The organism is Oleiphilus sp. HI0066 (genome assembly GCF_001635725.1).
The window spans coordinates 1-543 of the sequence record NZ_LWFH01000282.1 but is presented as its reverse complement, the minus strand read 5'-3'; the positions used below and the strand labels follow the sequence as shown (position 1 = coordinate 543).

The window sequence follows — 543 nt, the reverse complement described above, 5'->3', positions numbered from 1 at the left end:
ACAATTATGAGCTTGATGGTGGTTGGTCGCGTAGTACGTTGAATCGAGGCATGTTCCCAACCGCTGGTTGGCGCCAAGGTTTAAGCGCTTCGATTACTGTGCCGGGAAGCGATCTTTCATTTTACAAGGTTCGCTATAACTCTAATTTTTACGTTCCGCTAAGCAGTCAACACGACTTTGTTTTCCGTATGCGGAACGAGCTTGCTTATGGCGGGGCGTATGGTGACACAGATCAAATGCCATTTTATGAGCATTATTATGCCGGTGGTATCAACTCGGTAAGAGGGTATGAAAACAACTCTCTTGGTCCCAAGACAACTGAGCAGTTCCAGTTTGCGACAGCTGATCCATTTGGCGGTGATTTGCTAGTTGAAAATAGTTTTGAACTAATATTTCCATTGCCTTTTATCAAAGATCAAAGCTCCATGAGAATGGCATACTTTGTTGATACGGGTAATGTATTTGATACCGCACGAGGTTATGACTTTGCGTTTGAAGAAATTAGATGGTCAACTGGCTTAGCTTTGCAGTGGAATACATTTA

General features: G+C 43.1%; 1 protein-coding gene. It reads left to right on the top strand.

Annotated features, from left to right (window positions below):
* On the top strand, positions 1–543 hold a 543-nt coding region (locus tag A3738_RS04230), incomplete at both ends, for a BamA/TamA family outer membrane protein (protein WP_156503942.1).